This window comes from Armatimonas sp. (genome assembly GCF_043760365.1).
Lineage (GTDB): Bacteria > Armatimonadota > Armatimonadia > Armatimonadales > Armatimonadaceae > Armatimonas.
Genome location: NZ_JAYUPA010000638.1, coordinates 1 through 4,105, shown reverse-complemented (window position 1 = coordinate 4,105; position 4,105 = coordinate 1). Strand labels below are relative to the sequence as shown.

Below are 4,105 nucleotides of genomic sequence, written 5' to 3'. Positions count from 1 at the left end.
TGGCCGCTGCTCGCGAACTATCCGGGGCACCAGTTCCAGACGGGCCTGCCCAGCACGTGGATGTTTGCGCAGTGGGATGGCCCCAAACCCAAAGACATGTACTCCGATGTGGAGGGGGGCCTTGGCTGGTGGAGGGACCACCAGCCACTTATAGCGTGGCGATGCGGGGGGAATAGGGGCGCTGTCCATAGGGTCTCCGTCTCCGTTCGAGTAGTTGGTTCGTGGTGTGGGGATGGATTTCCTGCTCTTCGCCGCTAAGTGAGGGGTGTGCTATCATGTACTCTGATATGAGCAAGTACGAGATTATTGAGCGAATGGTGAATCCAGGCGTGGTGGCGGTGATCCGCGCGGACTCCAGTGAGCAGCTAATGGATGTTGCCAAGGCTCTGGCGGCGGGCGGCGTGACGGCGATGGAGGTGACCATGACCACCCCCAACGCTTTACAAGTGATTACAGCCGTTCGCAAAGAGCTGGGCGATGCGATTTTGATGGGCGTCGGCACGGTATTAGATGCCCAGACTACTCGGATGGCGATCTTAGCGGGGGCGCAGTTTGCCGTCTCACCCGTGATGAAACTCGAAATTATCGAGATGTGCCGCCGCTACAGTGTCCCGATTGTCTGTGGAGCCTACACGCCCACGGAGGCGCTCACGGCTCATGAAGCGGGTGCGGACTTCATCAAGATCTTCCCCGCCGATGGCCTTGGCCCCAGCTATATTAAAGCGCTCAAAGCGCCTCTGCCGCAGCTTCAGATCATTCCCACGGGTGGTGTGGATCTGAGCACTGCGGGGGAGTTCATCAAGGCGGGCTGCGCTGCCGTCGCGGCGGGCTCGTCGCTGGTGAGCAAAGAGGTGCTTAAGAACAAAGACTGGGCCGCCCTCACCGAGACCGCCAGAGCCTTTGTCGCCGCCGTGGCGAAGGCGCGCGGCTAGCAGATGATCCAGAGTGTTCAGGCGTTCCCACTGCGTGCTCCTCTGGTGGAGTCCTACGGCTGGGCGCGGGGCAAGGCGAGTGTCCGCGAGGCGCTGCTGGTGCAGCTCACTGCCGACGATGGCACGGAGGGCTGGGGGGAGTGCGCGGGGCCACCTGCTGTGCTTGCCGCCGCTGTCACCGCGTTCTTCGGGCCGCTGCTGATCGGGCAAGACCCCCTCGCCACCGAGCCGCTCTGGGATCGGCTTTGGCAGGCGGCGCTTCCTCACGGGCGGCGCGGTGTGTTGATTGGAGCGCTGAGTGGGCTTGATATGGCGCTCTGGGATCTCAAGGGTAAGCTCCTAGGACAGTCGGTGAGCGCACTCCTTGGGGGCAGGACCCGTGAGCGGATGCCCTGCTACACCACGGGGCTCTACTTTCGTGAGGGGCCGGAGAGTGAGCGCATCCCCCGAATGCTGATCGAGGCAAGAAAAGCCGTCGAGGGCGGAGCACGGGCGCTGCTCGTTCAGGTTGGACGTAGCCTCGCCGCCGACATCGCTCTGGCGCGGGCACTACGCAAGGAGTTCCCCGATATCCCTTTTGCGGCGGAGGCGCACGGCTCCTACGACGTTCCGGAGGCGGCGATTATCTGTCGCGCACTGGCCGAGCAGGGTTTCACGGCTCTGTCTGATCCCTTGGCCGCAGAGCCCGTCACCGCCTGGGCACGTCTTGCCGTGCAGACAGGGCTTCCGCTCTCGGTCGGTCGCTACGAGCAGACCCGCTGGGCGTTTGAAGCGCTTCTGGCAACCCAGTCCATCGGGACCTTTCAGGTGAATCCCGCTTGGTGCGGCGGCCTGAGCGAGGCGCAAAAAATCCGTACCGTGGCCTCGGCACACGGTGTTAATGTTGTCCCACGCTCGCCTGGCACACAGCTCAATCTTGCTGCGTCCCTGCACTTTCTCGCTTCTGATATCCGGCATCCGGGCCGTGTCGAGCTGCGCCCGCCGCTCCTAGAAACAGACAGCCTCGAAGACCCCTTGCGGGAGATTTTTGCGGAGTGCATCGAGATCGAAGAGGGACTGGCAACCGTGCCAAGCGCACCCGGCCTTGGGGTGACGGTGAATAAAACGGCTCTGTTCGAGTGGTTAAAACCAACTCGCTGAGGGCTTCGCCGGTCATCCTCGCGGATGAGTAAAACGCATCTACGCACTCGAAGAGTGCATGGCGAAGCCCTCAGCGAGAGCAACTTGTTGCCTCGGACAAAGGTATGACTCGGACAAGTGCGTGCCCGGACAAAGGCGAAACACACGGAGAAATATGAACGACGATCAGGAAATTATTCTGCGCCATGGCGCATGGGAAGCGGTAGTCGCGGTGCATGGCGCGTCGCTGCGGGGCGTGACAAAAGGCGGTCAACCGGTGGCGACGGGCTACCGGGGCATCGCCAACAAGCAGGGCGGACAGGGCGATGTGCTGATCCCGTTTCCGGGGCGCGTCGGTGGCGGGACGTACTCATGGGACGGCGTGCGCTATCAGCTACCCCAGACTGATAAAGATGGCCCCAATGCCATTCATGGGTTTGTGCGGACGGTAGACTGGACGGTTGCCGAGCAGAGCGAGAGCCATGCGCGCTTTACGCTGGCATTCACAGGCGCACCGGGCTATCCGTTTCTGCTGGATTTAGAGCTGATCTACACGCTCGGCGACGAGGGCCTGCGCTGTGATTTTGGGATCACGAATACCGGGGCAGTGGCAGCGCCCGTGGCAACGGGCTTCCATCCGTACTTCACGGTCGGCTCCGAGCAGGTAGATACGGATCGGCTCACACTGCCCTTTGACTCCGTGCTGGAGATGGTGCAGTTTATCCCCACCGGCAAGATTTTCTCGGTTGCGGAAGCGGGACTGGATTTCCGCCACTCCGCCCCGATTGGCACGACCATCTTCAACCACTGTTTTCTCGCCCCCCAGCGCGGCTCTGATGGTCGCGCACGGGTGACACTGACAGGCAACGGCAAGTCGGTGACGGTCTGGATGGACGAGGCGTTTGATTATGTGGTGCTCTACACGGGAGAGAACATGCCCGCCGAGTACCGCCGTGGCTCTCTTGCAATCGAGCCCATGACCTGCGGAAGCGATGCCTTCAACCACCCGGAGTGGGGGTTGCGCCGCCTGGAGCCAGGGGCACGCTTCGCGGGAAGCTGGGGGGTTGGCTAGCCCTTGCGCCGTGCAAAGTCATGGATGAGCGCCGCGAGAGCATCGCAGCCCGCCACGGGGAAGGCGTTGTAGATGCTCGCACGGAAGCCCCCGACATTGCGGTGCCCCGGGAGGCCGTCCATGCCCGCTGCCACTGCCTCCGCTAAAAATACTTTCTCCAGCTCCGCCGTGGCCACGCGGAAAGTGAGGTTCATCCACGAGCGGTGCTCTTTGACAGCCACGCAGGAGGAGAAAACGGGGGCACAAGCATCCAGCGCGTCGTAAATTGTCTGCGCCTTTGCCTGGTTACGCGCCGCAATTGCCGCCACACCGCCCTCGCCGGCGATCCACTTGAGGGTCAGTCCTAGAACATAAATTGGAAAGACGGGTGGTGTGTTATAGAGCGACTGCTTCTCGCACTGAGTCTGGTAGGAGAGCATGGGTGCGATATTTTTGTGCGCTGTCTCCATAAACGACTTTCGCACCACCACCATCGTCACCCCTGCTGGCCCCGCGTTCTTCTGGGCCCCGGCGTAGATCAGATCAAACTGGCTGTAGTCCCGATCCACGCCGAAAATATCCGACGAGGCATCGGCGATCAGGGGGGCTCCGCCGGTTTCAGGGAGCGCAAAGACCTGCGTTCCCTCAATCGTGTTATTCGTGGTCAGGTGAAAATAGCGGGCATTGCCAGACGGAGTGAGCTCAGGCAAGCGGTCGTAGTTTGTTGCCTTGGACGAGCCCGCCAGATAAACACTGCCAACGCGCTTGGCCTCACCGATTGCCTTCGCGCCCCACTCGCCCGCATCCACGTAGTCCGCTGTTTGCCCCGCACCCAAAAAGTTCAGGGGAAGCATCGCAAACTGCAAGCTTGCACCGCCCCCCAGTAGCGCTAGGGCGTACTCACTCTCGGAGAGCCCAAGGGTTGCGAGAACCTGTGCTTGCGCCTCGGCGTGAACCGGATCGTACCACTTACCTCGGTGAGATAGCTCTAGGATTGACATTC

General features: G+C 61.8%; 4 protein-coding genes. 3 read left to right on the top strand and 1 reads right to left on the bottom strand.

The genetic code is table 11. The features are described from left to right. Window positions 1-275 precede the first annotated feature (275 nt). The 3 genes from ACH2EH_RS14640 (at window position 276) to ACH2EH_RS14630 (ending at window position 3,123) form a co-directional block, all read left to right on the top strand. Window positions 276-932 (top strand): bifunctional 4-hydroxy-2-oxoglutarate aldolase/2-dehydro-3-deoxy-phosphogluconate aldolase, encoded by a 657-nt coding sequence (locus ACH2EH_RS14640; RefSeq protein WP_395142784.1) that lies wholly within the window; start codon window positions 276-278, stop codon window positions 930-932. A gap of 3 nt (window positions 933-935) precedes the next feature. Then, entirely contained in the window at window positions 936-2,072 is a 1,137-nt protein-coding gene (locus tag ACH2EH_RS14635) for a mandelate racemase/muconate lactonizing enzyme family protein (RefSeq protein WP_395142783.1), read from the top strand. Between the two features lie 154 nt (window positions 2,073-2,226). Further along, window positions 2,227-3,123 (top strand): aldose epimerase, encoded by an 897-nt coding sequence (locus ACH2EH_RS14630; RefSeq protein ID WP_395142782.1) that lies wholly within the window; start codon window positions 2,227-2,229, stop codon window positions 3,121-3,123. On the opposite strand, the gene serC is transcribed toward ACH2EH_RS14630, so the two are convergent. Further along, window positions 3,120-4,105, bottom strand: a 986-nt coding sequence (gene serC, locus ACH2EH_RS14625; protein ID WP_395142781.1) for a 3-phosphoserine/phosphohydroxythreonine transaminase, incomplete at its 5' end; no start/stop codon positions are given. The genes ACH2EH_RS14630 and serC overlap by 4 nt on opposite strands.

What these genes read in the sequence shown, in the direction of transcription:
- ACH2EH_RS14630 (WP_395142782.1), top strand. Translation starts at nt 2,227, where the DNA reads ATGAACGACGATCAGGAAATTATTCTGCGCCATGGCGCATGGGAAGCG.
- ACH2EH_RS14640 (WP_395142784.1), top strand. Translation starts at nt 276, where the DNA reads ATGTACTCTGATATGAGCAAGTACGAGATTATTGAGCGAATGGTGAAT.
- ACH2EH_RS14635 (WP_395142783.1), top strand. Translation starts at nt 936, where the DNA reads ATGATCCAGAGTGTTCAGGCGTTCCCACTGCGTGCTCCTCTGGTGGAG.